Below are 25,868 nucleotides of genomic sequence, written 5' to 3' on the forward strand. Positions count from 1 at the left end.
GAAGAAGTAAATCAAGCCCTATATTTAATTGGGGTGCCTCAAGCACATCAATTAAATATAGGTTCCAAGGGGTCTGGGGAATGGAAGATTCCCCAGGACGATGGAAAAAGATATTGCCTAGCAAATTCCTCCAACAAAAGGTTGCAATTCCACATTAATTCGACACAAAACAGTGAGGAACATGCTTACCTTAGTGTCCTTTTTGATGATTATAATACTTGAAATTGCGAATCATAAGCTTAATCACAATGAGGATTCAATTCGTTCAATATTTCGATTAATCGTCGCTTTATCCGCATTCGAGCCTGCAAGTTGTAGTGCCGTTTCAAAATGAGCCCTTGCTTTTTTATTATCAATATCCGTGTACAGGTTGCCCAGCAACGAATAATAAAAGTGGTTTTCTTTCAGGTTTAGTTTTTCGGCTTCGATGATTGCCTCCTTTTTCCCATTGGTCTTGGCGAGGGCAAAAGTTCTGTTCAAGGCGGCAATCGGGGAGTATTCCAAAATTAGCAAATGATTGTAGAGCTGTAATATGTTTTCCCACTTGTCATTTGAATCTTCCTTTTGCGTGTGCCAATAGGCAATACCGGCTTCGAGGTGATATTTTGACAACTGATTTCCGGTGGAAGCGTTGTTTAAGAAATACCGACCCTGGTTAATCAGTTCCTGGTTCCAAAGTGTTTCATCCTGATCCTGATACAAAATTGTTTCGCCGTTTTCGTTTATTCTCGCTTCAAAACGTGACGAATGAAAACTCATTAAGGCGAATAAGGCGTTTACGGCCGGCGTATTGGTGCGCTCATTTTCGATTAGAAGATAACACAAGCGCATGGCTTCCGCACAGAGATCCTTGCGGACAATCGTATTTTGAGAGGTGGAGTAATAACCTTCTGAAAATAACAGATAAACGGTCGTTAAAACGGTTTCCAGTCTGTTGTTGATATCGGCAAGCGTGGGTTCTTCGATTTTTATACTGGCCGATTTCAGCTTCTCTTTTGCGCGGTTGATTCTTTTGTAAACAACTTCCTTATTGGTCAGATAGGCGTCTGCTATCTCCTGTATCCCGAAACCGCAGAGCAAATTCAGGGCAAGCGCCACTTGCGACTCACTGGAAATAACGGGGTTGCAAACCGTGAAAATCATAGCCAGCTGGCTATCCGATATGTTTTTGGTAGACAAATCAATTTCAATTTCTTCTGTTTTTTCGGTATTGTATTTTATTTCAGCAGCGAGTTTTTGCTCGAAAAGTGAATTTCGTTTCAGGTAGTTTTTTGTTTTATTTTTGGCAACCGTATAGAGCCATGCGGTAGGATTTTCAGGCAACCCCTTTATAGCCCATGATTCGGTTGCTGACAGAAACGTATCGCTTACAATATCTTCTGCAATTTCGATATGTTCGATACCAAACAAATAACAAAGTACCGCAACGATTTTCCGGTATTCGGTTCGGAATAGATGCGGCAAAAGTTCTCTTTCTTCCATAGATCAATATAACTGCCTTTGCGGACAATACAAAGGCAGTTTCTTTTTGTCAGTTATTCTGTCGGAACCGCCATGCGGATTTCCACTTTCGCCCCCCACTGAATGATTGGGCAGCCTTTTGCTATTTCCACGGCTTCATCATAATCACTAGCCCTGATGGTGAGCATGCCGCCAATGGATTCTTTAATTTCCGCGTACGGGCCGTTGGTAACCACATTGTTCTGACCGACAACCCTGCCCTCGGATTCCCAGCGCTTGGGAGGAGTCACCAGCTTGTTTTGTGCGGCAATACCGCCGATCCAATCCTGAAAAGGTTTTATCGCAGCTTGCATTTGCTCCGGAGAGGGTTTGGCGTCTTTGCTTGTAAGATCTCTGTGGATCACGATTAAGAACTCGTTCATTGTGGTTTAGTTTAAAAAGGGATTGACTGAATTTATTTTGGCCAATATTATGCAAAAGCAATTACCCAAATTGTCCTACCTGGTAAGTGCCAGGTTCATTTGGAAATGCAAGGTTAATACGATTCCAGGTATTAATCGTCGTGATTGCAAGGGTCAGGTCAATTAATTCTTCGTCTGAAAATTGTGCTTTTGCCTCTTTGTAAGCTTCATCAGGTACGTGGCATTTGGTCACCGCTTCCGCCCAGCCTAATGCGGCCCGCTCACGGTCTGTGTAATAGGGTGTTTCGCGCCACGCACTCAGCCCGTACAGGCGCTGCTCGGTTTCTCCCTTGGCACGGGCGTCTTTGGCGTGCATATCCAGACAATAGGCACAGCTGTTGATTTGTGATACCCGGAAATAGATCAGTTCGAGAAGGTTTATTTCAATAGGTGATTTTTTCAAATAACCACCGATTCCGTAAAGTGCTTTTAATGCGTTTTGTCCTTTTTGATGGACGTTGATTCTCTGTTCCATTTGCTTGAAAATTAATTGTTAAAAACTAATGACAATCGGATTTTCAGTTCTGGACAAAGTTGGGGAAATATTTTTCTGATATTTTAATATTTTTTTTGGAGGGGTGATTTTTTGTGCTTGCTAATGGTTGCAGTGTTAAGTTTAGACAATTGCTTGATTAGCGAATTTCTTTTAAATACTCCCTAACCCGTAATTCTGCTCTGGTTTTAAATTCAACTTTATTGGTCATTAAAGCTTCCCGAAGGCTGCAATAATAAGCTACAATATTGTGAAGCGACGTCAGACAGGATTGTTTGTCATAGGATGTATTGGTTTGGCGCATTGCCTGTAAATCAGCAGGCGGTAAAATCATTTCCAGCTTTCTGACACCTTTTGGAAGCTGTCCGTTGCGGATTAGTGCCAGTGGGCCCAAAACGGTTTGTTGCATGAAAGATACAAATGTCAGCGTTTCAAATAATTCTCCACGCCCGATTTTGACTGCCGCATAATGAATCCAGACCCAAAAACGATCTTCAATCCATTGGAAATCCGGGTGCGGGAATTGTGCCGTAGAGCTGGCTATAATATCGGTCAGGACTTTATCTCTTTCCCAAAGTATTACGGGATTTTCAACCCTTTCTTGCATGTCGGACAGTTGAACGAATTTCAGGTCCACATGCAAAAGCGGATTTTCGTACAAACAAATCAATAACCGAGGCTCTCCTACATGTTCCCCGGTAAAACAGGACAGCAAATCGCCCGCGGATTCGGCAATGGATTTTCTTTGCTGAACAGGCAGTGCCGCAGATTGATGCACGATCACAAGATCGATATCGGAAAATACGTCAATCTTATCCTCAATCCATGAACCACCCGCTGCGACAGCCAGAAATTCATGATCCTGAGCAAGAATATTGGTAAGATTTTTGACAAAATGCTGGAAATATTCAGGGATCATGGCTAAAAGTTTACTTTGCGTTATGGATTGAACGGTGTTGTAAATTGATCCTAATATTAGAAAATACAAGGATGGAAGGAAACTTTTGTGGGAAATGTTTTCCTGAAATTAGTCAGGCGCCATAACAGCAAAATGGACCTGCGATATCGTAAGCCCATTTTGTCGTTAAAAATCATTCTTTATTTTGCCCGCTGGTTCAGCTCAATCAGATAACCGTCAGGATCAGCGAAATAGATTTGTGTCACTTTATCGAAACGAACCTGTTTGTGGAATTCAATATTTTTAGCGGTCAGAAACTTTTCAGCCTCGTCAATAGAATCCACAAAAACCGAAAAGTGACTTCCGTTTTTGTCGTTAACCACCGGCGTCGTTCTCCCCGCCAACAGGTGGATCATCTGGCCATTTCCGATATCGAACCATCCGCGGATCGCTTTTAAATTGTCGGGAACGGTAACGGGAGTGAGTCCGATAATGTCTTTGTAAAATGTTTTACTCGCCTCAATGTCTTTTACCTGAAGGGCCAGATGGTTCCAGGTCACATGTCCAAGTTTTGAAGAGGCCACCTGAGCCGAAGAATCAGTAGTATGGAGTAGCTGGACGAGTAATAATAAAAAAAATATTCTTTTCATCAGAGAAAATAGTTAGTGGATTATTGCCACTTCAAAGGTAGGTCAGGAATAGAAATATCAGGTCTTACTGAAAAGGTTTAATCAGAATTTAATTTCCTGCGTCAGGTACGTGGTATTTTCGTCTCCATTGATTTTAACAGTCGCCGAAAGTGGCTTTTTGTCCCAGTTAATGGTGATCAGTCCGTAATTTAGTTTCGCCACCATATCGCCAACGCGATGCTTATTGGGTTCTTCATGTGGTTTGGAAACATGGGTTAATCCGCTGCTGGTAATATCGAAAAGATCGTAAGACAATCCGGGTAAAGTCACTTTTGATACTTCCGCAATGTGACGGTCGCCGCTGATCAGCATGGCACCTTTGGGTTTTGTTTTGCTCAGCAGGTCCAGAAAACGCTGACGGGACGTCGGGAAATTTCCCCATTTTTCATACGGATGCTCTTCCGGTAAAAACTGAACTCCACAACCGATTACGTGTACATCGGCATCGGAGCCGGTCAGTTCAGTTTCAAGCCATTTCCACTGCGACTCCCCAAGCATATCAGCCGACGGATCGGGTACGTTGTCTTTGCCGTTTTTTTTCAATGGATCTCTGAAATAACGACCGTCGAGCAAAATTACTTTCACACGCTGGCCTTTGGGTCCGTAAGTATGTGTAGAATAACCGCCTTCGCGCGTACGCTGCGGACTGTTTGCCGCCACATCCATAAAGTCGAGCATCAGCTGCTGGCTTTCCTTTTTGCGTGGATATTCTTTCCCTCCGTCATTGACACCATAGTCGTGATCGTCCCAGACGCCGATAACAGGTGTTGATTTTCGCAATTGCTGATAAAACGGATTGGATTTTTGCCTGTCATATTTTGCTTTCAGCGTATCCATGTTTTCTGAGTCGCCATAAATATTGTCGCCAAGCCAGATCCAAACCTGTGGTTTTTGGGCCAGAATATCATCCCATAAAGGCTGTGGCCGTTTTTGATCACTGCATGATCCAAAAGCGATGGTCGAGACTGTTTTCTGGTGACCGGCGGCGGTATTGATTTTGGACGTGTGGCAGCCGGCAAAAGCCAAAGTGCCTATGAGGCCAAGTGCAAATAGTTTTTTCATGGGAAGATTAGGTGATTAATCTCACAAAAGTAGAAAATGGAACCACGCTTTCACCAAGTTTACAATTTGTTCACATGCGCCTTAGCATGTCAGAATCTAAACCATCAACACCCCGATTACAAATCGGGGCGAGCCTGGTATTTGTGTTTTAAATAAAAGTGAAAATATTCGGCCGGGAACCTATGACATTTTTTTCGTTTGGTCGTCATGGTAATTGACATGCATTTACAAGCCTTTAAGCAAAATATTCTCTCCGACGGGTCAAATCTACTGCCATTCTACAAATTTATTTTTTTGTAACAACAAGTTTTTCCTGTACCTTATCCTGCGTTTTTTAGCTCATTTTAAACGGACAATTTTATTGATATCGTTAAGTATGGTACTTTTGTTCTTGCTATACAAAACTAAAAACAACACTTAAAAATTAAGCAATATGCGTTGGCAGGATTTACGAAGAAGTGGAAATGTGGAAGATCGTCGCGGCATGTCTGGCGGCGGTAAAGTGGCCATTGGTGGTATGGGTGTCATCATCGTGCTGGCAATAGGTTTGCTGACAGGGCAGGATCCATCTGAAATCCTGTCAAACTTGCAGCAGGCCCAGGGTACCGAACAGGTTGGAAGCCGGCTGGCTGGCCCGCGTCCTGATGACAAAACTGCCGATTTTATAACGGCGGTTCTGGGTAGTACGGAAGATGTATGGAGTCAGATCTATGCGGAAAACGGCAGTCAATATGAATTGCCAACCTTACAGATCTTTGAAAATGCTACGCAGGGCGGATGCGGAGGAGCTTCTGCCGCGATGGGGCCATTTTATTGTCCGGCGGATCAGAAAGTGTACATCGATCTTTCTTTTTGTGAAGAGTTGAGAGAAAAGTATAACGCACCCGGTGATTTTGCCGTGGCCTATGTGGTGGCACATGAAGTAGGGCATCATGTACAGAATCTTATGGGGATTTCGGATCAACTTCAGCAGCAGCGCGGACGGATCAGTGAGGCAGAATACAATAAGTTGTCCGTAAAACTTGAACTTCAGGCGGACTTTCTGGCTGGTGTTTGGGCCAATCGTGCTCAGAAAATGAGTAACATTCTCGAGCCAGGCGACCTGGAAGCGGCCTTAACGGCGGCCAATGCAATAGGGGATGACAAGCTGCAAAAACAGGCACAGGGGTATGTTGTCCCGGACGCCTTTACACATGGCTCTTCCAGACAGCGTATGTATTGGTTTAAAAAAGGATTTGATACCGGAGATCTGAATCAGGGGAAATATAATGACATACAATAACGCGTTGATTTTTAACTGAAATATTAAAAACGAGTATTTGAACAGGAGATTGCATCGGTGCGATCTCCTGTTTTTTTAGGGTAAGTGGTAGGTAGTGTTGCAACCCACGATGCGATACCCCTTACGAAGGGTCATTCACCCAGACTGTTAGATTCGATGGTCAGACACTACTTTATTAAAAAATCGGCATCATCTGAAATACTGACTGTTTTCTCGGTCAATAAATCTCCGGTGAAGGGTTGAATGGGTGTATGACTGCTGGCATGGATATCCTTGTAAGGTTTGTTGCTGACAAGATTATAGGCGGTAATGATAGACCAGCGGGATTTATCCGACAGGTTTGCCGCGGAGGCGTGCAAGGTATTGCAATGAAAAAATGCGGTATCGCCGGGTTCCATTTCGAGATAATCCAAAGGCATAATCTTGAGTGCTTCATTTACCTTTTCCATATCGGCTCCCACCTGTTCTCCTGAAAAGCCGTGCTCTACACGTCCCAGCCTGTGCGAGCCACGGATCATCTGCAGACAGCCATTTTCCTTTGTAGCCTGAGTAAGTGCCGTGAGCACGCTCAACATGTCGGGAAACAGAAAGCCGTTGTTTTTATACCAGTAACCATAGTCCTGGTGCCATTCCCAGGCCCCTCCCGTTCGGGGCTCTTTCTGCATTAATTTGGAGTGGTAGTGGCCCGCTGGTCCACCTAAAATTTGCTCTACGCCAAGCACGATACGTTCTGATCGGGCAAATTTGCTATACAGGCTTTCATCCAGTGAGTACCATAAAGCAAGTTTGGTTTTTAGTCCCGAGGCGTCTGTCCGGTCATAACTTTTTTTGTTCATGATTTCATCGCCAATGGCGATGTTATAAAGCAAATCTACTTCTTGCTTTGAAAAAAAATTGCGCACTACCACGTACCCATCCCGGTGATAGGTTTCGAGATGCTCTTTTGTAAACTTCATGATCTTACTTGTTTAAGATTTTACTTTATCAATATCAGGCACTAAAATGTGAATCAGGGCAAGGGCGATGCTGTACATGGAAGCAGCCACGATAAATAAACTTTTGTAACTTCCGGTAGCTTCCAGTAAATGCCCGGTCGCGGAGGCCATTAACATACCGCCAATAGCCCCAGACATCCCAATGAATCCGACAACGGTCGCAATGTCTTGTTTTGGGAAAAAATCGGTGGCCAGGGTATACATATTGGCGGACCAGCCCGTATGCGCAGCCATACCCAATCCAATTAAAAAAACGGCGGGCCATAACGTACTTATATCGGACACCAGGTAAATGGGTATTACCATCACGGCGCAAATCAATAGAGTTGTTTTCCGGGCGGCATTGATGGTCCATCCTATTTTCAAGAATTGGGATGAAATCCATCCACCACCAATACTACCGGCATCGGCAATCAGGTAAACGGTTATTAGTGGTAAACCTATTTTGTCTAACTGTAATCCATAGGTTTGGTTTAAAAATTTTGGCAGCCAGTACAGGAAAAACCACCAGATGGGATCGGTCAGGAATTTTCCAATAGCAATGGCCCATACTTTCCGGGTGCGGATAATCTGCCAGATAGATGCGGGTTTTTCACTGCCGGTGTCTGTATCAGATTCAATCAGCGCTAATTCGGAGACGTTGACGTCCGGGTGATTTGCCGGGCTGTGCGCCATTCTGAGCCAAAAGAACAGCCAGACAAATCCCAGTGCTCCGGTAGCAATAAAGGCCCACTGCCAACCGAAATGCAATGCGATCATGGGCACGATCAACGGTGCTACGATGGCACCTATATTGGACCCTGAATTAAAAATTCCGGTCGCCAGGGCACGCTCCTTGCGTGGAAACCATTCGGCAATTGTTTTGACTGCAGCAGGAAAATTACCGGATTCACCGATACCCAGCGCCATTCTTGCTACACCAAACCCGGCAGCTGTACGGGCAAATGCATGGCTCACGGCGGCAAGAGACCATAAAACAATGGAAATGGCGAACCCTTTTTTGGTTCCTAAAAAATCAATCAGTTTCCCCGCCAATAACAGACCAATGGCATAAGAAAATTGAAAGGAGGTTACAATGTAGCCATATTCTACTTCCGACCATCCCATTTCCTTTTGAAGCTGGGGGGCCAATATCGCCAGCACCTGACGGTCGATGTAGTTGATGGTGGTGGCAAAAAACAACAGCGCGCATATCCACCAGCGCATAGAGGAGGGTTTATGCGTAACGTTGACCTGGATTTCCGTAGTTGATTTCATCATTCGGTTTCTAAACGCGATTTGTATTCCTTCCAGACCGTAATCGTATTTTTGATCAGGGCCGGTTTGTCTCCTGTTATCCCATAACACTGGGCGCCTATCGGTCCTTGGAATTTCAGATCCCTTATCATGTATTTTAATAATCCGTAGGTATCATAACTGCCGGTTCCCAAGGGTAAAATATAATCATTCCAGACGTTTTTCTGCTGTGACATTACCTCATTTGCCCCGCTAATGGTGATCATTTTTAGGTAAGGTTTAAGCATTGTCAGGTGTGATTTTAAACCAGATCGTTCCTCAGAAGTTGTGGTAGCCAGCCAATGACATAAATTGAAAGTAAGACCCGCATTTTTCCGGTTAACCTGTTTTGCCAGAGACAAAGCGTGGTCGGTACGTTCTACATAAAATCCAATATGAGGATAAATAGCAACCTGCAAGCCCGATTCCCTTGCCCAATCTGCCAACTGGCACACTTGTTCTACAACCGTTTGGTCGGCACCATGTGTGGAAGGTTTGTTCCGCTTGGAATCACTGATAAAGAAAGGGGCTATGATTGTCCGGGATCCTTTGAGTTTCCGGATGTAGTCTTTTAACCGTACATCAATATACGAGGTATCTGGATTGAGTCTTACATAAAAATAGGAACCTTCCAGCTTGTATTGATCAAGGGCCTCCTTCATTCCGTTGAAGCTATCGACCTGATTAATTTCAAGCCCGTCATATCCGGCCTCCTTGATTAACTTCACTTGCTTGTCGAAAGTGTTGTAAATAGAATCCCCCCGAATAATATTGTGCAGGGCAAAGAAATGATTCCGTACTTTTTGTGCGGAAACATTCCCGGAAACCAAGACGAATAATAGTAAAATCAAGCTTGCTCTCATCTTGCTGTTATTACAAATAAATGTGCTTCTTCTAAATCCGCTTCCAGTCACTCAGACAATCCATTCCTTTCTTGCTAAGGGCGCTGCCAACAGGGCATTGGCCGCATTGTTGCCTTCAAAAAGCTCTTTTTCCGGATTCCATTTTAATTTTTCTCCGATCTGGCTGGCAATCAGCCCGATTTGAGAAATGGAAATGGTGCGGTGCCCCGTTTCGATTGGTTCCTGCGTTTTACGTTTGGATCTAATTGCGTCAATAAAATCCACTTTGTCCCACAAGGTCTGCGATAGGTCCAATTCTCCGCTTCCTGGCTTGGAAGTAAGTATTTTCGGATTTGATGTCGTAATAGTCCCGGGATAACCATCCACCATGATCCATCCCTCGGAACCAATATACTTAATGCTGGCGCCGCTGGTTGGTGTCTGTTCGCAGGTCATTTCCACACCGTTGGCATAACGATACTTTACGTGGAAGTTGATCATCGAATTCCACAAACTTTTAGGAAACATACCCTGACCCTCCACCTCAACCGGGCCGGACAATTCAGTGTTGTTAGCCCATTGGGCAACGTCAAAATAATGCGCGCCCCAATTGGCGATCATGCCTTGGGCATACGTATCAATGCGCATCCAGTTCGGGCGGTTTTTCAGATCGAACGGCTGGTGCACACGCTTTTCTGTATAGGGTACATAGGGGGCCGGGCCGAGCCACATGTCGTAATTGAGCTCCTTAGGGATCTGCATGTCGGACTGGCTTGGAACAGGGGTGGGATCAGACGGGAATGAAATTTCAATCTTTTTTAAATCTCCTATCCGGCCGTTTCGAACCAGTTCCACGGCGTGATTCTGGGGGCGGATGGAACGCCATTCACTATCGGTTCTGTTCACCACACCATATTTTTTCAGGGCATCAACCAATGCTCTTCCCTGATGCACCGTCATACTCAGTGGTTTTTCGCAACTGACATGCTTATTCGCCTTTGCTGCCAGAATCCCCATCGGTACGTGCCAGTGATCCGGTGTTGAAATCATTACGGCATCAATGTCCTTGCGATTGAGCAGCTCCCTGAAATCAGCATATGCCGAGATTCCTTTAAATGTGCCACTGGCTGCATCTTTTCCATAACGTGCCTCAATAATTTTTTTTGCCTCATTCATCCGCCAGCTATCCGTGTCGCTGATGGCTATAATTTGCGCCTCTTTCACATCCAAAAGCCCGGGATTTCTGACTGCATTGAGGGGAGCAGGTAAATTAGCGCCCTGAAGATTGACACTGATTCCTTGTCTTCCGGTTCCGATCATACCAACAGTAATCCTGTTCGAAGGCGCATTTTTACCAAAAACAGAGGCAGGAACAATCGTCGGAATACCCATGGAAGCCGTAGCCAGGGTTGTGTTTTTCAAGAAACTTCTGCGATTCATAATTCTTTAAGTTTGATATTTTTAAAAGCCACATTGTGGCCATGGTCTTGCAATAAAATATGACCGCTTGGAATGGTCGCAAATCCCGGATAATTTTTGAATTTACCGTTTTCAACACCTTTCAGGAACTTCTCGGATTTCCGGTCTGTCTCCATAACCAGTTTTCCATCGAGCCAGTGTTCAATGTGGTTATCCTTTACGACAATCTTCGATGCGTGCCATACATCCATTTTAACATCAGGTTGCTGAGCCGGGACGACATCGTAAATGGCGGCTGTTTTAAGATTCTGAGGCAATGGTTTTCCGTTATAAATATAATTGGCATCATCAATGAGCTGATACTCATAGGCTGGCTGAGAACCCTGAGGTTTGGGCTGGCGCTCTTCGACAAAATATTTGACCCCCGAGTTACCCATTTTCTTCAATTTCCAATCAAAAACCAATTCGAAACTTTTGTATTTTTTCAGGGTTACAATATCCCCTGCGTCACCGGATTCTCCTCCCTCGGACAATTCTCCTTTTATCTCACCATCCCGAACCGCCCAACCATTTTTAGGAAACTCGGTACCATAGGCGCTCCGCCATCCCTGCTTGGTTTTACCGTCGAATAACAGGTTCCATCCGGCCTTTTTCTCCGATTTGGAAAGCACGTTATCTTTTGAACAGGAAAGTAAGCCCAGCGACAGGGCAGATAAAAGTAGATAATAACACTTCATATTTTTTTGTATTTTGTTTAGCAAAAATAAGATAAATAAAATATGACGAATATCAATAATTTTGCGTTTTGTTATATTATTTTTGCATTAAGTATAAATTTATAGCAAAATTATATGAAACCTAAATTATTAAAGGTTCAGGAAAACCCGGTTCAGTCATTTGATATTCGTCATGAAAAGGCAAAATATTTTGGAAATCCCTGGCATTATCATCCGGAACTCGAACTTGCACTGATTTTAAAAAGCACGGGAACCCGGTTTGTGGGTGACAGTATTGCACCGTTTGGCGTGGATGATCTGGTTCTAATCGGTTCTAATCTGCCGCATCATTGGCAAAACGATGGGAGTTTCTATGCCGATGACTCGAAAAGTAGTGCGGAAGCAATCATTTTACGCTTCAAATTGGATATATGGGGGGCTCGTTTCTGGGAAGCTCCGGAGAGTCAGGAAATAAAAGCACTGTTTCAACTGGCTTCCAAGGGAATTTTATATGATAAAAGTGTAGCCCAACTGGTAAAACCCATGCTTTTCCAGTTATGCCAGGCAAAAGGGAGTGAGCGCATGTGGCTTTGGATACAAATTTTTGAGGTATTGGCCCAAACCTCAGCCTATCAGTTATTGTCACAATCTGCGTTCGTTAATATAAATCCGAATAAGGATTCCGACCGGATCAACAAGGTGCTGTCGTATACACAGGATCATTTGGCCGAAAATATTACGTTGGAAACGATCGCCGGGATAGCCAATATGAATGCCGCGGCCTTTTGCAGGTATTTTAAGCAACAAACCAATAAGACTTTTATTGAAACACTGAATGAGATCCGGATCCATTATGCCTGTCGGCTGCTTATTGGCTCGGATAAGGATATCGGGCAAATCGGGTTCGAAAGTGGATTTCGCAACGTTCCTCATTTTAACCAGGTTTTTAAGGCAAAAACAGGTGAAAGTCCGTCGCGCTATAAGCTGAAATATGAAAACAGGGCAAACGGGACTAGTTTATCCCCATGATCTGCGGGTAAAATGAATAGCAGATATTTCATTTGGAACACGATATCAGTTTTATAAAAGCTGATCAAAATGAATGGGCAATTGATTGATACGCTTTCCGGTGGCATGATAAATGGCATTGGCTATCGCCGGTGGCATGGCAACCAACCCGATTTCTCCAATCCCCTTGCTGCCCAGCTCGTTCACGATCTCGTCTTTTTCCGTTACGAAGATCACATCCAGATCATGAATATCGGCATGCACGGGGATATGATATTCGGCCAGGTTTTGGTTCATATATTTCCCGAACCGATGATCCGTGACCGTTTCTTCAAACAAGGCTTTACTGATTCCCCAAACCATTCCGCCCAAAATCTGGCTCCGGGCTGTTTTGGGGTTAATGATATTCCCTGCTGCAACTGCGGTAATCGCCCTTGTCACCTGTATCGTTCCTAGTTCCTCATCCACTTCGACTTCCACAAAAGCCGCGCTGTGCGCCGCACGGGTGTAATTTTTTAGTTTAAAAACATTCGGGAAAGCCATGTTTGTTGTTTTAATCGCCTTGTTTTTGCGGGTGGCAACGATGTCTTTAAAATAAACAATAACGTCCGGATTATGCTTTAAAGCGATACCACCGCGTTCAAATACCACCTCTTTTTCTGACATATTTTTCAGAGGAGAATCAGCCATATTTTTGGCTTTTTTCAATAACTTTTTTCGCAGCGCTTTTCCTGCAGCTTTCACCGCCGAACCAACGGTTGAAACGGTAAATGAACCTCCCTGAACCGGTGCGAAGGGCATTTTGCTGTCGCCATACGAAAAAGTAACATTTTCAAGTGGTAAACCCAGTTCATCCGCCGCGATTTGCGTCATGACGGTAAGCGTTCCGGTTCCTATGTCGGTAACGGCGCTGTTTATTTCCAGTTTTCCTTCTGCGGTCATCAGTGCTTCTACTCTGGCAAGCACTTGCATAGCCTCCCAGATTCCGGTAGCCATGCCGTAGCCAACGAGCTTATGTCCGCGACGCATGCTCCGGGGTTCCGGGTTTCGGTCTGACCATCCGAATTTTTCAGCGCCCTGTAAGTAGCATTGTCTTAGTTCTTTGCTGGAATAAGGCCGGTTCGCTGTCACGTCAAAATCGGTGTAATTGATTAGCCTCAATGCCAGTGGATCGATTTTTAGTGCATAAGCAAGCTGGTCCATACTGCTTTCGATGGCGTGCATACCTGTGCTGCCGCCGGGCGCACGCATATCCAGCGGACTGAATACATCCAGCGGAACCAGTTTATAACCAAAGGAAGTATTCGCTGCCGGATATAACATATTCGACCAATTGACAACAACTTCGGTGTAATCCTCATACTGGGATGTTTCAGCCAGGGCTTCATGGCTTAGCGCAGTAACTTTTCCTTGTGCATCCGCACCGAAACGCGTTTGTTGCATGGTTGGAGGCCGGTGCCCGAACGTAAACATTTGTTGCCTGTCCAGCGTCACCCGCACGGAGCGTTTCAATTCCAGTGCCGCCATGACCGACAAAAATAATTGGTACTGTGGCCGCAAGCCGGATCCGAACGCCCCACCGACATAAGGAGAAATCACCCTTACATCGTTGTAATGCAGTCCAAAAACATTCCCGACATACAACTGACAGTTAATCGTTCCCTGTGTTTTGTCATAAATGGTAAGTTTCCCATCTTCTTCATAAACCACGGTTGTTGCGAACAATTCGATGGGGTTATGGTGTTCAGCGGCATGTGTAAAGTCAGCCGAAACCTGCGCCGTTGCATCGCTAAAGGCTTTATCGAAATCACCGCTGGGTTTCGCTGGCAATGGTTTCAAAAAAGTAGCCAGTCCCATTTTGGGGTTCCGGGCTTTATCCTTATTGCTTTCAAGATCCGTGGAAAAACGTTCTTCCTTATAAGTTACACTGATGATAGAGGCCGCATATCGCGCGAGCTCAAAAGTTTCCGCCACCACCAATGCGATGGGTTGACCGTTGTATTTGATATCATCATGCTGCAAAGGCCGGAACGGGGCGCCGGAAGGTGCATCCATATCGGCATACTGTAAGTCAAACCAGGCCAGTGACGGTCTGTTTTGATGCGTAAAAACCTCAACCACCCCATTGATTGCCTTTGCTTCCCGAGTATCAATTTCTAGTATTTTGCCCCTGGTTATAGCGCTGTTAACGACATAACCGCACAAAAGTTCGGGGACGTGATAATCTCCGGCGTAGCGCGCAACGCCAGTTACTTTTAGCTGGCCTTCAATACGGCTGACCGGTTGGCCTATCCATGGTTTATGAGACATGATGTTCAGTTTTTATAAGGAAGGATGCGCACCAGGCCGTTGGGATTCCGGATTAAGCGCCATCAGACAATTGCGTACGATTGCTCTTTTTGCCAGCTCGATTTTAAAATTATTATGTCCGTAACCGATAGCTCCGGCGATAATTATTTCGGCTGCGGTGGCAAAGTTGCCGGGCGTTGGAGGTTTTCCTGCTAAAAAATCTTCGGCACCTTTAACGCGCCAGGGTTTATGGGCAACACCGCCTAAGGCGATCCTGGCTTCATTTATTAACCCCTCTTTCAGATCAAGGCCGGTCGCCACGGACACCAGTGCAAAAGCGTAGGAACTTCTGTCCCGTAATTTCAAATAAGAATAATTTTTCTCAAATCCGTTGGCAGGCAGATCAATACTGGTGATGATTTCTCCCGGCTGCAAATTGTTATCCCGTTCCGGGGTATTGCCAGGTAAACGATGAAATTCTGCAAAAGGCAAACTACGCGTCCGATCAACTCCCTGCATAGTAACAACGGCATCCAAAGTGGCGAGTGCCACACACATGTCTGATGGAAAAACGGCGATACAATCCTCGCTCGTACCTAAAATGGACATAATCCGATTGTAACCACCAACCGCCGAACAACCGCTGCCGGGTTTTCGTTTGTTGCAGGGCGTATGCGGATCGTAGAAATAATAACACCGCGTCCGTTGCAAAAGATTACCTCCGTTGGTCGCCATATTTCTGATCTGCGCAGATGCTCCGGCCAGTATCGCCCTGGATAATAAAGGATAACGGGCTTCGATGAGCGGGTGATAGGCCGTTTCGGCGTTGGTTGCGAACGCGCCAAGCCGTACGCCGCCATCTGCGTTTTCTGTTACCGCCTGATGTCCTGTGATATGATTTACATCCACCAATAACGTAACATGGATGAGATTATATTTAAGCAGGTCTATCATATTGGTCCCGCCCGCAACGAATCCGGCATCAGAATTTTGGCTGACCGATAAAACCGCGTCCTCAATATTTTTGGCTCTGGTGTAGTTGAAATTATTCATAACCACCGGCATTTTTAATCTCCATGATCGCATCGATGATATTGGTATTAGCACCGCAGCGACACAGATTTCCGCTCATCAATTCCTGCACTTCTGCCCGCGAATTCGCTTTTCCTTCACTTAACATACCTATCGCACTGCATATTTGACCGGGTGTGCAATAACCACACTGAAAAGCATCATGTTTTATAAATGCTTTTTGCAATGGATGCAGATGGTTATCCTGAGCTAAACCTTCAATGGTTGTAATTTCAGAACCTTCCTTCATGACCGCCAGCGTCAGGCAACTAAGAATCCTTTTTCCGTCACAGAGCACCGTGCATGCGCCGCATTGTCCATGGTCACAGCCCTTTTTTGTTCCTGTTAAATCGAGGTGCTCTCTGAGTGCATCCAATAAACTCACCCACGGTGACACGTCTACCATGCGGGGAATGCCATTGACATGAAATGAAATAACCCTTGAATTCGCCAGGGCAATTTTCGGCTTTAAACCTGTTGGATTTGTCTGCATAGTGAGTATCTGAAGAGGAATGTACGGATAAAGTGCCGGGTAAATGCGGAACTTGTAAATAACTGTGCCAGTAAATTTAACTTAAATCCCGGTTGCCCGGATTTAACTTTTTAAGTTTTTTGTTAATAAGCTTGTTGTTAAAATGTGTACCATGGAAAATCAAAACTTGTATTTCATAGCCATTGTACTCCCTGAGGAGCTGGCACAGCACGTTATTGAAGTCCAGCAAGACATTGCCTACCGGTTTCAAAGCCAGAAAGCGTTAAAGGTGATGCCGCATATCACTTTGAAAGCACCGTTCCCATTGTCTGCGGCGGACCACGATGATTTATTGCAATGGTTTTCGGATCTGTCGGTTAAGGTATCACAATTTACAATAAATTTAAAAGGTTTTGACGCATTCCGAAATCCTAAGCACCCGGTTATTTACATCAAACCAGTGCCAAATCCTGACTTAATGGATTTACAAAAAGTACTTATCCGGCAATTTTACAGTGCATTTAACAACACCGCAGCCAGTGGAACGGAGGCCAGTTTCAAGCCGCATGTAACAGTCGCATACCGAGATCTCGAACCGGAAGCCTTTAACAATGCCTGGCCGGAATTTGTGACAAAACCGTTTTCAGGATCATTTTCTGTAAACCGTTTTCAGTTATTGCAGCACGACAGGAGAAAATGGAATGTGATTGCTAGGCATGATTTGAGGGAAATTGAGTAAAGAATACTTTCTTATTCAATCACCAGATTGCTATTTTTATCCAGCTTAATGTCGCTTTTGCCCATATTATTCAGTTTTATATTTTTCCCTAAAACATCACCTTCCAGTTTTACGTTGCTGATCACGACCTCGGAGCATGCATTCAGGTCAAACATTTTTTTGCTGGTAGACTGAGGTTTCATGTCATTCGTTCGGAGCACCGAATTGTTGCTGAAAATCAAACCCTTGGTGCTTTTTGCAAAGAGGACCGGATAGTCAAACGTTTTGAAAATGTTATTCTCAATTTTGATATTAAAGTGAACAGGTGTTTTGATGTCAGCCGCCTTGTTGGACGGATTGATGGCGATAATGGCATTTCCAGGGCCGCCCTGATAGGCGCAATCGATAAACTCATTGTTACGAATGGTGACATCACGTACCGGTCCCGATTCGAACCAGCCTTCGGCGTCGGCTTCTATGAGTATAGCGCTCATGCCGGTTTTGTAAAAGGTATTGTTTTCTATAATGGCTTTTCTCGGTGTCGTTAACAGAATTCCTCTTGTATTCGTCCGGGTAAAATGGGAGCCCTTGATCAATACTTCGGGCGTCCAGGTCATGTTTTCGACGCAGTCGTTGGGTTCAAGATTCTGGGGCACGGACTTTTCAAAAGCGAGTTCAATTTCACGATCGCTGATTCTGTTGACCGTTTTAACCTTCCCTTTTGCAAACCGCTGCATGGAAGCCGAGTGTACAAAGGCAACTTCATCACCCACGAAAAAAGCGTTGAAACCATAACTCTGGCCGTGCATAAACCGTACTTTCAGCTTGTTGCTTTCAAGTTTTTCAGCGATACGGAGATTGGTGCCATGCACATTGATAGGGTCATCATGTGCACCGGAAAACTTACAATCTTCAACAGTAATTTGCCCACGACAACCTGAAAAGTGCATGAAATCGGCTGAGGATGCAATGATACGTTTGGTTTCAGGACGGGGCGCACAGGTTACCCTTCGCATCGTGATATTTTCAGTGTACTGGCTGACAATGCCCAGTCCGTGCATGTAGTGCATGCCCACGTCCTGCAATGTGACATTTTTACTTTCAAGAATAAACATACCAACCTGATCGCGGATGATATCCCGTACCGTCAGGATGTTGCCGGAAACAGGTTTGAAACCGGGTGGTGTTTCAAAATGTACAAGACCAGGACGGATTTCAGAGGCTTTGCTTTTGTTCAATGTTTTCCAATCCGCATAACGCATCGTTTTGACTGTTGTATCAAATTCCACTGCATGAAAGTGATTTGTTTTCCAGCCCTCGCCATGCCATACAAGCTGTCCGTCCTGAATAGAATATTTTGCATCCGGGTGAATTTCAAGATCGACACCTCCCTCAGTCACGTTTGTATAACGCATTTCCGACATCGTTGGGCGCTCAAAATCGATATGGATGTTTTGAAAGAGTACATTTTCACAATGATCAAAGAGAACGGTTGTCATTTTACCATGAAAAATAAAAAGAGACCCATTGCCATCAATCGTCAGATTTTTCATGTTTTTGAACAACATGCCGATGGTCTTGACTTTTAAGGAATTTTCCTGTTCCGTGGATGTATTGGAGACAAAATACTTTGCCCTTATCGCGCCGTCCGGCCAAAAATCATAGCGGCCCTTTGGGAAAACAAGTTTTGAGGCATTATTCTTTCCGATGTGTTCAATGATCTTTTGAACCCGCTGCGTAACGTTTTCATAACTGTCGGGCTTTATTCCAAAATCAGCGACGGAAACAGACTGGCAGTCGGCATGAGCTATTGTGAAACAATAGATTACGATGAGGAGTAAAATTCGGGAAAGTGAAACGGTAAAAGGCATAGGGATGGTTGTAAAATAATTCAAAGGATACTATTTTACAGAAGGAGTTGAAAGCGGATTTTTACCGATAAATGCTGTGTAAGTCTTGTGAAAATATTGAATTGAAAACAAAAAATCCCCGCCATTAAAGTTAACGGCGGAGATTGAAACCCTGATCACCATTTTATCTGGCCGGGTGTTCCAGTACCTTCACGTCGAATGACGGAGAGCCGGTCGTGAGCCCGTTGCTAAAAACGGTATAAATTTTACCCGCTTCCAATGTTACGGAAGAAGTTGAACCGGTAGTGTTGCCGTTGGCAGCGTCGGTAAAATTTAAGTCGTATTTACCAGGATTTACCGACTGGAACGGTCCCAAAGACCACACATTTAAACTTTCACCGGCAAGTGACGAATTTGCGGCGCGGCCATAACCCACGTTATTAAAAAGTGGTGTTTTACCGTTTAATACATTGATTGTCCCGGTACCCGGAGCGAGATTGACAAACCTTAGCTTTGCTTTGCCGGACTCAGGTGTTTTCAGATCGTCATAAAAAAGAATGAGCGAATCTGCTTTGTTATTGGCCGTTCTGACAGCGACGACGGTATGGTAGTAAGTCGCAATGGGCCCGTTGGGTCTGCCCGTTGCAGTAAACGTGGCACTATTTCCGAACTGATAGGATGCCTTGTAACTCGTGTTGGTGCCTTCCGTGAAGTTAATCTGCACGTTCCCGAAAACGGTTGGATAGTAGGTCGATGCAGCATTGATCGCTACCGGCGTTGGTGTTATTTTGTCAGTAAACGTCCAGAAATTCAGGCCTGTGTTAATCGGACGGGCATTGACAAAACTGATGTAAGCGCTCAGGGGAGGGCGATCGGCCGCATTAACGTCCAGGTAATCGGTATCCTTGCAGCTCGACAATCCGGCCAGCGTCACAATGCCAAAGGTCAGTTTGCCCAATGATTTTATCGAAAATATATGTTGAAGTTTCATCTTGATCGGATTTGATTTTGAGATTAAAGTCTGGCCGTAATTCTTACGAAAGGCTGGATGCCTGCGCTTCCGTTTTGCAAGCCGATGATCGAAGGATTGTTCAAGGCAGATAGTTTAGGATCGGAATAGTCGCCAAGTTCGTTGAACAGGTTGTTTACGCCAATCGTAGCATGGATGATTTTTGAGAACGCATAGGCAACGGACGCATCAACAACCCAGATCGGTTTAAGTTTCTGGTAGAAATAATCAGGCTGCGGGAATGTTGCGTTCAGGGCAGAAGCATTGGTAACCGATCCAAAATAAATGGCGCGGGCCATGTAAGTCAGTTTTCCAACCTTGTAAGTTCCCTGAAGGTTAATTTTCTTGCCCGGAATATGGGAGGTTACCCTCGCTTTCTCGCCATCGTTGAAGATGATGTAACGATAAGCTTCCAGTCCTTTTGGCGTGTTCACTTTTGTTACCTCATTTTTTACAAAATTTGCGCCAAAAAGAAGGTTAAGTGTTCCGCGGCGAAATGGTGTGCGATAGCTTCCTGTTAATTCAAGCCCTTTGGTTCGTGTGCTGAAAGAATTGTAAAAGAATTTCGCCTGCGTTGTTCCGGTTTGCACAAACAACGACCTGACTTCCTGCGGGAGGTTAACATCCGTTGCTGAGAAATTTCCTGTGTTTCCAACCCGGTTGTTGACATCAACCAGATAGGCATCCGCCGTCAATTCGAAATTTTTGAAGGGCTGTGAAGTGAATCCGAACGTATAACCTTTTGATTTTTCAGGGGTTAAAGTCGGGATACCCAGAGCTCTCGTTGCTGCACTCTGATTGGAAGCCGTAACCTGGTCAATCGCGCGGCCCTGCTGGAAACTTGTAGAAGTTTCCGTGTAATAAAACTGGGCTAAATCCGGCGCCCGGAAGCCTGTGTTATGAGATCCGCGAATACCCAGCCAGTTTGAAAAACTGTATTTTGTCGCCACTTTATAGGTGGTCACGTTACCAATCTGCGAGAAGTTTTCCAGACGTAAAGCCCCGGAAACAAGCCAGTTGGTGGTAATGTTCGCTTCCACGTCCGCATAACCCGCCAAAATCGAACGGTTGACATTAACCTGGTTTTCCGGACGGAAACCAGCGTGGATCTGTGAGCCAGGAGACAGTCCGTTTAATCCGATGCTGCCTTCTTTGGTATTGTAAATGATGCCGGCTGCGGTGGTGTCCAGTCCGTAAACTGTTCTTAAATCACCTTTGGAATAGGAAGCCTCTTCGCCAGCAATGATCTGATAGGTTTCAACCCGGTATTGCGCCCCGAATGCTACGTTGACACCTTTCAGTGCTTTGTCAAAATACCTGCTGATGTCGATGCTTCCGGTATTCTGGCTTGCGTTATAACTTCCGGCGTCAAAAGTTGTCGGTGTTTTTAATCCCAAACTTGCGTTTAAAGAATTGGTGATCACGTTGCCAAAACTGTTTTTTCCATAAACATTTGAAATATCTACGTCCCAGTTATGGATTTTTCCTTTGATCCCCACAGCCAGTGATTTGTCACTGATAATGTTTTCCATGGCCGGCAAAAATCCGTCGGGATATAAGAAAGCATTGTTGCGTTCAGTCCAGCCTGGTAAGCGATATACCGCTGTGAACTGTGAGCTGCGATGACTGATGCCTCCGAAAGCATAAACTTCTGCATTTTGTTTCAAAGGAATCGCAGCGTTGAAAAACAGCAATGCGTCTTTGGCTTTGTTGGAGCCTCCGCCACGGCGATCGAAGTAATGACGGTCGATGCCGCGTTCTTTCAAAATGGCCTCATCAATTTCTTTGGTGTAAATAGCATCATAATTTCTCGTGTTGGCACCACCACCATAAACAGGCCCGAGGTATAGTCCGGCGTCGTCTTTACCGGGTAAAAGTGAAATGGCCTGTGTGGCAAATTCTGCGGTGGTGTTCAGATATCCGCCTGTTTTTCCCAAAGCAAAACCGTAATTGGCATTGGTCCGGGTGGTCGTTCCATCGCCACGGCGGCGGGTACTGGCGGTTGAACTCAATGTTAGCTGGTCTGTGCTTTTGCTTAGGACGATGTTGATCACCCCCGCAATGGCGTCGGAGCCATACTGTGCGGCCGCTCCGTCACGCAGGATTTCTACGCGCTCAATGGAGGCTGTCGGGATAGAATTCAGGTCATAACCTGTGGCACCGTTTCCTAAGCCACCCCAGTTGATGTTGGAGCTTTTGTGGCGACGCTTGCCATTTACCAACACCAAAACCTGATCAACACCCAGGCCGCGAAGCTGAGATAAGTTTAGGGCCGAACCGGCGTCACCGGCATTACTGCCATTCACGGAGTGAAAAGAGGGTGAAACATATTGCAGGAGCTGCGTGATGCTTCCCTGCGGAGCGGATTCCAGAAGTGGTTTAAGGTCAATCACGTCCACCGGAACGGGAGAGTCTAACTTGGTACGATTGGCGTTACGGGAACCTACGACCTGAACCTCGCCTAAGGTGTGGGTAGTCGGTTCCAACACCACGTTGTATTCGTTTGCGGAGCCAATCGCAACTTCTTTTGCAGTAAAACCGATGAAGGAGAAAACGAGTGTCGTTCCTTTTACCAGATTAAGGCTGAACCGGCCGTTGGCGTCGGTGATCGTGCCTTGTTTGGTGTGTTTAATGGAGACATTTACGCCGGGGAGTGCTGATCCGTCTTCCGAAATGGTTACGACGCCGCTGAGCGTTGGCTGCTGTGCAATGGATTTTAGGGAGACAAGAAGGAATAGTAATAGGATATATTTTTTCATTCAAAGATCTGGTTGAAGTGTTTTCAGTTGATCAGGGTAAACCTTTCAACTAAAAACTGTTGCGTTTTAATTTTTTAAAAAGCTCGTTGCGGTGAGTTGAGCCAAGTGCTTTTGAGTTTTTCAATAACCCTGATTCGGCGATGAAAAGATTGGATAATTGCCTTTAAAAAGATGCCGGAGAGCCTGCAGTCCCGGCATTACTTCTGTACAACGGATACTCCTGAGAATACTTCCTTTCTTTTATCGCCGAATCAGGATGTTGGGTTTTGTTGCTATATAGAATATTAATTCTATCAATTTAGTATACTATTTATCTAAATTTTAAACTTTTAGTATACCGATCCCGTTTCTGACAAAGACGATGGTCAACTACGCCATTTATCTCCCGGACAACATCTGCGATTGTTTACTTTTCCGCACAAAGCGGTGTTTGCTGAAAAACAGTTTTGTGACATAGCTGTAAATTTATAGTTCCTAAATTTTAGGCAGGTTAGCACTTATTCCACCCTGGAAAGTTGCTAAGAGTTCAATGAGCCTGTCTCTCCCTCTTTCTTTATAAATCCACATTTACTTTGCAGGTAGTAATTGTAAGACGATGCAAAGGTAAGCGCAAGATTTCCGGTTTGTCAAAAATACGGATAACTATTTCGGAGAAAATCGGGAACAATGCCACCAAGCCATGGTGACTTTATTGGCCTTTCGGAGTCTTTAAACAGGCAGCAACAGGTTATAAATTTGACGTTCTATGGGAAGAATACAATCGCCGCATGACACCTTTTTTCGTGGTATTTTAGCTGATAAAGAGGTTGCCAGCGATTATTTTAAGGCTTACCTTCCGACGTTCGTAACAGAAAAGCTTGACTTTGATACGCTGGTTCAGACTGGGGAAAGTTATATTTCAAAACAATTGAAAGAGTCCTTTTCGGACGTGGTCTTTACCTGTAAATTAAAAGAGGGAGAACGGCAGGTAAAGGTCTCGCTGCTCATTGAACACAAAAGTTATATCGACAAATACACGCCGATACAGCTCGGAAGTTATATTTTTTCTGGTTTGCAAAAGCAGCTTGATAACCGTGAAAAGTTATCAATTATCATTCCAATATTGTTTTATCACGGAGAGGAGCGCTGGGAATACAAGGATTTATCCGGTTTGTTTAACAATCCCGATCCTGATTGGGATCAATATGTTCCCAATTTTTCGTATGTTTATAATAACCTTTGGGAGATGTCCGATGAGCAGCTGGAAGCATTGTCCAACCAGTTTCTTACGGCTTCATTGTTAACCTTAAAACATTTTAAACAGAATACCTGGCTGGAAGAAAATGCAACGAAAATATTCATCAAAACGCGGGACGTTCCTGAAAATTTGTTGGAGCTATTGATCGTTTATTTTTTACAGATTAATAAATCGGACGAACCAAAATTTATTGAGATATTTGAGTCAATTCCGGAAGCTTTAAAAGATAAGATTATGAGCACGTATGATATGTTGATTGAAAAGGGTGAAAAGAGAGGTTTTGAGAAAGGCTTTGAAAAGGCCCAGGCTGAATATGTAAAAAATATGCTCTTGAAAGGATTTGCTGAGGAAGTAATTTGTGACACACTCGGAGTGAAGTCTGAATTTGTGAAAACCATTGCTGAGACATTGAAATAGGCTCCAAACGCTGCGCATAACATGCAGCCTTTGGAGCCTATTATTATAGAAAACTTCTATTAATATTTCCGTTTTTCTTCCAGTGGGTATTTCTTTTCTATTTTCTTTAAAACGACATAAATCGAATCTTTACGCTCATTGATTCCTGACAACACAAACTGCTTGTCGTCAGGATGTTCGTAGTGCAAAATTAACTTGCTGGCTGTATCGGCCCGGTTGCTGAGGGTAAAAATCTTATTGATCGTATCGGCCTTATAACCATAATAATACCGCCCGATGTTGGCATAGTATTCGGTCGTTCGAATGGAATTTTTGGTGTTAATTTTGAACGGTTTGTCGATTTTTATACTGATACTGTTGAATTTTTCAAACACCACATTTTGCCAGCGTGTGGTATCTCCGGGCGTGCTCGGAATGGTCTGGTTATTGACCTTAAATTCGGATACGCTGTACAGTCCGTTGGTTTCGGTGAGGCCGTTATCCAGCGGAAGCTTGAATGATTTTCCACTTGCATAAAGATTGCCGTAGCCAAAGCCGCGATAAACGATAAACAAGGCAATGAAGCTGCCTTTCAACACAAGTCGCGCCGTATTTTTCCATTGTTCGGGGAAAACAATTTTTGGAATGTAGGTTAATGCAACTGCTTTATGTTCGATCAGTATTTCCCAGAATCTTCTGCCATCTCGTACCAAAAGCAGCAAGGAAAGGCTCAGGATATGCAGGCTGGTGAGCTCCACACCGGCATCATAACCGATGTTCACAAACCAGATCGGTAGCAGTATGGAAACCATCATAATAGCGCCAAGCGTGGTTGTTCTTCTGAAAATGATCAGCAGGGTGGCGATAAGTTCAAATACGCCGGCGAAAACTTCGAAAAAGGGAGAAACGCCGGTGGTGAGCCAATATAATTTGCCCGGCGTGAAATCACCCAGATTCGTGTTTAGCTGGCTGATCGTCGGAAAGGGCATCTGAACGGGAAACACCTTCGCCCAGGCAAACCAGGACATCCGCAGCGCAATGCCGTATCGCGCCGCGACGTAAAACCAGTAGTACAGGCTCTCAAAATTTTTTCGGTTTTTGTCAATAATATTCCAGATAAAACCGGCTGCAAAACACACAAGTACCGTGATGAACCAGCCCGTATAATTCTTGCCTTCCTGACTGGCGAAAAACCAGGGCTTGTTTTGAGAAATAACATCAAGCCAGCGAAATGCGTAGGAATTTACATTAAATCCTGCATCGAAATCCTGTAAATAAAATTCGGGGGTGAATGGAATGGTGCTTATGACGGCATAAATAAGTGCGGTTCTGACGGCAATTTTTTCATAAATCTTCCAGCCGGAAGACGGAGCGGGTATTTCTGTAAAAGACATAATTTTGGTAAGTGAAGTTTCGAATATCTGCAAAAGTAGGAGGGCTAAAACTTCCCTGCAACAGATTTGGTG

General features: G+C 44.6%; 23 protein-coding genes and 1 riboswitch. Of the genes, 5 read left to right on the plus strand and 18 right to left on the minus strand.

Translation table 11 applies throughout. The annotated features are described in order from the left end of the window. The coding region (locus RB622_RS23315) for a hypothetical protein (protein ID WP_308049117.1) at positions 1 to 222 on the plus strand (222 nt) is incomplete at its 5' end. A gap of 21 nt (positions 223 to 243) precedes the next feature. On the opposite strand, the gene RB622_RS23320 is transcribed toward RB622_RS23315, so the two are convergent. The 6 genes from RB622_RS23320 to RB622_RS23345 form a co-directional block, all read right to left on the minus strand. Next, a complete protein-coding gene (locus RB622_RS23320) occupies positions 244 to 1,482 on the minus strand; it encodes a DUF6596 domain-containing protein (RefSeq protein WP_308049118.1) in 1,239 nt (412 codons plus the stop codon). Positions 1,483 to 1,535: 53 nt separating this feature from the next. Beyond that, positions 1,536 to 1,883 (minus strand): YciI family protein, encoded by a 348-nt coding sequence (locus RB622_RS23325; protein WP_308049119.1) that lies wholly within the window; start codon positions 1,881 to 1,883, stop codon positions 1,536 to 1,538. 61 nt (positions 1,884 to 1,944) lie between these two features. Next, a complete protein-coding gene (locus RB622_RS23330) occupies positions 1,945 to 2,397 on the minus strand; it encodes a carboxymuconolactone decarboxylase family protein (RefSeq protein ID WP_308049120.1) in 453 nt (150 codons plus the stop codon). 157 nt (positions 2,398 to 2,554) lie between these two features. After that, complete coding sequence (locus tag RB622_RS23335) at positions 2,555 to 3,334, minus strand: aminoglycoside 6-adenylyltransferase (RefSeq protein ID WP_308049121.1); 780 nt, start codon at positions 3,332 to 3,334, stop codon at positions 2,555 to 2,557. 179 nt (positions 3,335 to 3,513) lie between these two features. After that, positions 3,514 to 3,963 carry a VOC family protein gene (locus RB622_RS23340; protein WP_308049122.1) on the minus strand — a complete coding sequence of 150 codons (450 nt, stop codon included), beginning with the start codon at positions 3,961 to 3,963 and terminating at the stop codon, positions 3,514 to 3,516. A gap of 81 nt (positions 3,964 to 4,044) precedes the next feature. Beyond that, entirely contained in the window at positions 4,045 to 5,064 is a 1,020-nt protein-coding gene (locus RB622_RS23345) for an alkaline phosphatase D family protein (protein ID WP_308049123.1), read from the minus strand. A 433-nt stretch (positions 5,065 to 5,497) separates the two neighbouring features. On the opposite strand from RB622_RS23345, the gene RB622_RS23350 reads away from it, so the two are divergent. Beyond that, positions 5,498 to 6,346 (plus strand): neutral zinc metallopeptidase, encoded by an 849-nt coding sequence (locus RB622_RS23350; protein WP_308049124.1) that lies wholly within the window; start codon positions 5,498 to 5,500, stop codon positions 6,344 to 6,346. A 167-nt stretch (positions 6,347 to 6,513) separates the two neighbouring features. Here the strand turns inward: RB622_RS23350 and RB622_RS23355 are convergent, their stop codons facing one another. The 5 genes from RB622_RS23355 to RB622_RS23375 are packed head-to-tail and all read right to left on the minus strand — an operon-like array spanning position 6,514 to position 11,614. Continuing rightward, positions 6,514 to 7,302 carry a phytanoyl-CoA dioxygenase family protein gene (locus RB622_RS23355; RefSeq protein WP_308049125.1) on the minus strand — a complete coding sequence of 263 codons (789 nt, stop codon included), beginning with the start codon at positions 7,300 to 7,302 and terminating at the stop codon, positions 6,514 to 6,516. Positions 7,303 to 7,314: 12 nt separating this feature from the next. Beyond that, a complete protein-coding gene (locus RB622_RS23360; RefSeq protein WP_308049126.1) occupies positions 7,315 to 8,601 on the minus strand; it encodes an MFS transporter in 1,287 nt (428 codons plus the stop codon). Next, positions 8,598 to 9,479 (minus strand): TIM barrel protein, encoded by an 882-nt coding sequence (locus tag RB622_RS23365; RefSeq protein ID WP_308049127.1) that lies wholly within the window; start codon positions 9,477 to 9,479, stop codon positions 8,598 to 8,600. Before RB622_RS23365 ends, RB622_RS23360 begins: the two co-directional genes overlap by 4 nt. A 51-nt stretch (positions 9,480 to 9,530) precedes the next feature. Continuing rightward, positions 9,531 to 10,898, minus strand: a complete 1,368-nt coding sequence (locus tag RB622_RS23370; protein WP_308049128.1) for a Gfo/Idh/MocA family oxidoreductase — start codon at positions 10,896 to 10,898, stop codon at positions 9,531 to 9,533. Further along, positions 10,895 to 11,614: a DUF1080 domain-containing protein gene (locus RB622_RS23375; RefSeq protein WP_308049129.1), complete on the minus strand. Its 720-nt coding sequence runs from the start codon at positions 11,612 to 11,614 to the stop codon at positions 10,895 to 10,897. Before RB622_RS23375 ends, RB622_RS23370 begins: the two co-directional genes overlap by 4 nt. A gap of 114 nt (positions 11,615 to 11,728) precedes the next feature. Between RB622_RS23375 and RB622_RS23380 the strand changes: the two genes are divergently transcribed. After that, positions 11,729 to 12,622, plus strand: coding sequence for an AraC family transcriptional regulator (locus RB622_RS23380; protein ID WP_308049130.1), 894 nt, complete (start codon positions 11,729 to 11,731; stop codon positions 12,620 to 12,622). Between the two features lie 51 nt (positions 12,623 to 12,673). On the opposite strand, the gene RB622_RS23385 is transcribed toward RB622_RS23380, so the two are convergent. Genes RB622_RS23385 through RB622_RS23395 form a run of 3 tightly spaced genes read right to left on the minus strand, consistent with a single transcriptional unit; the run spans position 12,674 to position 16,454 of the window. Further along, positions 12,674 to 14,911 (minus strand): xanthine dehydrogenase family protein molybdopterin-binding subunit, encoded by a 2,238-nt coding sequence (locus RB622_RS23385; protein WP_308049131.1) that lies wholly within the window; start codon positions 14,909 to 14,911, stop codon positions 12,674 to 12,676. Positions 14,912 to 14,923: 12 nt separating this feature from the next. Then, positions 14,924 to 15,943: a xanthine dehydrogenase family protein subunit M gene (locus tag RB622_RS23390; RefSeq protein ID WP_308049132.1), complete on the minus strand. Its 1,020-nt coding sequence runs from the start codon at positions 15,941 to 15,943 to the stop codon at positions 14,924 to 14,926. Further along, positions 15,936 to 16,454 (minus strand): 2Fe-2S iron-sulfur cluster-binding protein, encoded by a 519-nt coding sequence (locus RB622_RS23395; protein WP_308049135.1) that lies wholly within the window; start codon positions 16,452 to 16,454, stop codon positions 15,936 to 15,938. The genes RB622_RS23390 and RB622_RS23395 overlap by 8 nt, the downstream gene beginning before the upstream one ends. A gap of 151 nt (positions 16,455 to 16,605) precedes the next feature. Between RB622_RS23395 and RB622_RS23400 the strand changes: the two genes are divergently transcribed. Beyond that, a complete protein-coding gene (locus RB622_RS23400; RefSeq protein ID WP_308049136.1) occupies positions 16,606 to 17,172 on the plus strand; it encodes a 2'-5' RNA ligase family protein in 567 nt (188 codons plus the stop codon). Between the two features lie 11 nt (positions 17,173 to 17,183). Here RB622_RS23400 and RB622_RS23405 read toward each other — a convergent pair whose 3' ends face one another. The 3 genes from RB622_RS23405 to RB622_RS23415 all read right to left on the minus strand — a co-directional run bounded on the left by RB622_RS23405 (position 17,184) and on the right by RB622_RS23415 (position 22,769). Then, entirely contained in the window at positions 17,184 to 19,046 is a 1,863-nt protein-coding gene (locus tag RB622_RS23405; RefSeq protein ID WP_308049137.1) for a right-handed parallel beta-helix repeat-containing protein, read from the minus strand. A gap of 139 nt (positions 19,047 to 19,185) precedes the next feature. After that, on the minus strand, positions 19,186 to 19,992 hold the full coding sequence (locus RB622_RS23410) for a DUF4397 domain-containing protein (RefSeq protein WP_308049138.1): 807 nt from the start codon (positions 19,990 to 19,992) through the stop codon (positions 19,186 to 19,188). A 23-nt stretch (positions 19,993 to 20,015) separates the two neighbouring features. After that, positions 20,016 to 22,769 (minus strand): TonB-dependent receptor, encoded by a 2,754-nt coding sequence (locus RB622_RS23415; protein ID WP_308049139.1) that lies wholly within the window; start codon positions 22,767 to 22,769, stop codon positions 20,016 to 20,018. Positions 22,770 to 23,231: 462 nt separating this feature from the next. Next, positions 23,232 to 23,331, minus strand: a riboswitch (SAM riboswitch). 183 nt (positions 23,332 to 23,514) lie between these two features. Between RB622_RS23415 and RB622_RS23420 the strand changes: the two genes are divergently transcribed. Beyond that, positions 23,515 to 24,423 (plus strand): Rpn family recombination-promoting nuclease/putative transposase, encoded by a 909-nt coding sequence (locus RB622_RS23420; protein ID WP_308049141.1) that lies wholly within the window; start codon positions 23,515 to 23,517, stop codon positions 24,421 to 24,423. Between the two features lie 59 nt (positions 24,424 to 24,482). Here RB622_RS23420 and RB622_RS23425 read toward each other — a convergent pair whose 3' ends face one another. Then, positions 24,483 to 25,796, minus strand: coding sequence for a hypothetical protein (locus RB622_RS23425; RefSeq protein WP_308049142.1), 1,314 nt, complete (start codon positions 25,794 to 25,796; stop codon positions 24,483 to 24,485). Positions 25,797 to 25,868: the final 72 nt, after the last annotated feature.

The sequence above is a fragment of the Dyadobacter sp. LHD-138 genome (assembly GCF_030929615.1).
Lineage (GTDB): Bacteria > Bacteroidota > Bacteroidia > Cytophagales > Spirosomataceae > Dyadobacter.

What these genes read in the sequence shown, in the direction of transcription:
- RB622_RS23325 (WP_308049119.1), bottom strand. Translation starts at nt 1,883, where the DNA reads ATGAACGAGTTCTTAATCGTGATCCACAGAGATCTTACAAGCAAAGAC.
- RB622_RS23345 (WP_308049123.1), bottom strand. Translation starts at nt 5,064, where the DNA reads ATGAAAAAACTATTTGCACTTGGCCTCATAGGCACTTTGGCTTTTGCC.
- RB622_RS23380 (WP_308049130.1), top strand. Translation starts at nt 11,729, where the DNA reads ATGAAACCTAAATTATTAAAGGTTCAGGAAAACCCGGTTCAGTCATTT.
- RB622_RS23335 (WP_308049121.1), bottom strand. Translation starts at nt 3,334, where the DNA reads ATGATCCCTGAATATTTCCAGCATTTTGTCAAAAATCTTACCAATATT.
- RB622_RS23390 (WP_308049132.1), bottom strand. Translation starts at nt 15,943, where the DNA reads ATGAATAATTTCAACTACACCAGAGCCAAAAATATTGAGGACGCGGTT.
- RB622_RS23375 (WP_308049129.1), bottom strand. Translation starts at nt 11,614, where the DNA reads ATGAAGTGTTATTATCTACTTTTATCTGCCCTGTCGCTGGGCTTACTT.
- RB622_RS23370 (WP_308049128.1), bottom strand. Translation starts at nt 10,898, where the DNA reads ATGAATCGCAGAAGTTTCTTGAAAAACACAACCCTGGCTACGGCTTCC.
- RB622_RS23360 (WP_308049126.1), bottom strand. Translation starts at nt 8,601, where the DNA reads ATGATGAAATCAACTACGGAAATCCAGGTCAACGTTACGCATAAACCC.
- RB622_RS23350 (WP_308049124.1), top strand. Translation starts at nt 5,498, where the DNA reads ATGCGTTGGCAGGATTTACGAAGAAGTGGAAATGTGGAAGATCGTCGC.
- RB622_RS23330 (WP_308049120.1), bottom strand. Translation starts at nt 2,397, where the DNA reads ATGGAACAGAGAATCAACGTCCATCAAAAAGGACAAAACGCATTAAAA.
- RB622_RS23420 (WP_308049141.1), top strand. Translation starts at nt 23,515, where the DNA reads ATGGGAAGAATACAATCGCCGCATGACACCTTTTTTCGTGGTATTTTA.
- RB622_RS23365 (WP_308049127.1), bottom strand. Translation starts at nt 9,479, where the DNA reads ATGAGAGCAAGCTTGATTTTACTATTATTCGTCTTGGTTTCCGGGAAT.
- RB622_RS23395 (WP_308049135.1), bottom strand. Translation starts at nt 16,454, where the DNA reads ATGCAGACAAATCCAACAGGTTTAAAGCCGAAAATTGCCCTGGCGAAT.
- RB622_RS23320 (WP_308049118.1), bottom strand. Translation starts at nt 1,482, where the DNA reads ATGGAAGAAAGAGAACTTTTGCCGCATCTATTCCGAACCGAATACCGG.
- RB622_RS23385 (WP_308049131.1), bottom strand. Translation starts at nt 14,911, where the DNA reads ATGTCTCATAAACCATGGATAGGCCAACCGGTCAGCCGTATTGAAGGC.
- RB622_RS23425 (WP_308049142.1), bottom strand. Translation starts at nt 25,796, where the DNA reads ATGTCTTTTACAGAAATACCCGCTCCGTCTTCCGGCTGGAAGATTTAT.
- RB622_RS23355 (WP_308049125.1), bottom strand. Translation starts at nt 7,302, where the DNA reads ATGAAGTTTACAAAAGAGCATCTCGAAACCTATCACCGGGATGGGTAC.
- RB622_RS23400 (WP_308049136.1), top strand. Translation starts at nt 16,606, where the DNA reads ATGGAAAATCAAAACTTGTATTTCATAGCCATTGTACTCCCTGAGGAG.
- RB622_RS23415 (WP_308049139.1), bottom strand. Translation starts at nt 22,769, where the DNA reads ATGAAAAAATATATCCTATTACTATTCCTTCTTGTCTCCCTAAAATCC.
- RB622_RS23340 (WP_308049122.1), bottom strand. Translation starts at nt 3,963, where the DNA reads ATGAAAAGAATATTTTTTTTATTATTACTCGTCCAGCTACTCCATACT.
- RB622_RS23410 (WP_308049138.1), bottom strand. Translation starts at nt 19,992, where the DNA reads ATGAAACTTCAACATATATTTTCGATAAAATCATTGGGCAAACTGACC.